At 67.6% G+C, this 577-nt stretch carries 1 protein-coding gene; it reads right to left on the bottom strand.

The genetic code is table 11. The annotated features are described in order from the left end of the window. Positions 1–577: AMP-binding protein (locus tag DTS01S_RS29320; protein ID WP_156493803.1), on the bottom strand; the 577-nt coding region annotated here is incomplete at both ends.

The raw sequence follows: 577 nt of genomic DNA, 5'->3' as shown, positions 1-577 counted from the left end.
CGCATTCGCTGGCCACGCCCGGGCCCATGACTTCGGACAGGCCGTAGATGTCCACGGCATCCAGCCCCGCCTTGCCCTCGATCTCGCGGCGCATGGCCTCGGTCCAGGGCTCGGCGCCGAAGATGCCGATCCGCAAAGAGCTCTCGCGCGGGTCCATCCCCTGGCGCTGCATCTCCTCCACGATCACCTGCATGTAGCTGGGCGTGACCATGATGATGTCGGGCCGGAAATCCTGGATCAGCTGCACCTGCTTTTCGGTCTGCCCGCCCGACATGGGCACCACGGTGCAGCCCGCGCGCTCTGCTCCGTAGTGCGCGCCCAGCCCGCCCGTGAACAGGCCATAGCCATAAGCCACATGCACCATGTCGCCGGGCCGCCCGCCCGCCGCGCGGATGGAGCGCGCCACCAGGTTCGCCCAGTTGTCGATGTCATTCAACGTGTAGCCCACCACCGTGGGCTTGCCCGTGGTGCCCGAGGAGGCATGCACGCGCGCCACCTTCTGGCGCGGCACGGCGAACATGCCGAACGGATAGTTCTCGCGCAGGTCCTTCTTGGTGGTGAAGGGAAAGCGGGCCAG

The organism is Delftia tsuruhatensis NBRC 16741 (genome assembly GCF_001571325.1).
GTDB classification, from domain to species: domain Bacteria; phylum Pseudomonadota; class Gammaproteobacteria; order Burkholderiales; family Burkholderiaceae_C; genus Comamonas; species Comamonas tsuruhatensis.
The sequence above is the reverse complement of the archived record's forward strand: the minus strand, read 5'-3'. Positions and strand labels throughout refer to the sequence as shown.